Origin of the sequence: Paraliomyxa miuraensis, from assembly GCF_026337845.1 — a bacterium.
GTDB classification, from domain to species: Bacteria; Myxococcota_A; Polyangia; order Nannocystales; family Nannocystaceae; genus Paraliomyxa; species Paraliomyxa miuraensis.
On record NZ_JAOVZF010000009.1, the window covers coordinates 1 to 210 of the forward strand.

At 70.0% G+C, this 210-nt stretch carries 1 protein-coding gene; it reads right to left on the bottom strand.

The genetic code is table 11. From position 1 onward, the window contains the following. A partial coding sequence (locus OEB96_RS00040) for a helix-turn-helix transcriptional regulator (protein ID WP_266213327.1) occupies positions 1-210 on the bottom strand: 210 nt, incomplete at both ends.

Consider the following 210-nt stretch of genomic DNA (forward strand, 5'->3'; position numbering starts at 1 on the left):
GCAACCTCGGCGGTGCTGCTCACCACGCGGTCGGCCATCCACTTCTCGAGGTCGACCACGCGGTAGCGCACCGACTTGTTGATCTTCGCGAACGGCGGCCCGCCTCCCTTGGTGCGCCAGCCGTTGAGCGTCGCCACGGGGAAGCCCGTGATGGTGCTGGCGCCGCGGACGTCGACGGCGATCGGAACCGCGACGCTCGTGCTCGTGTGG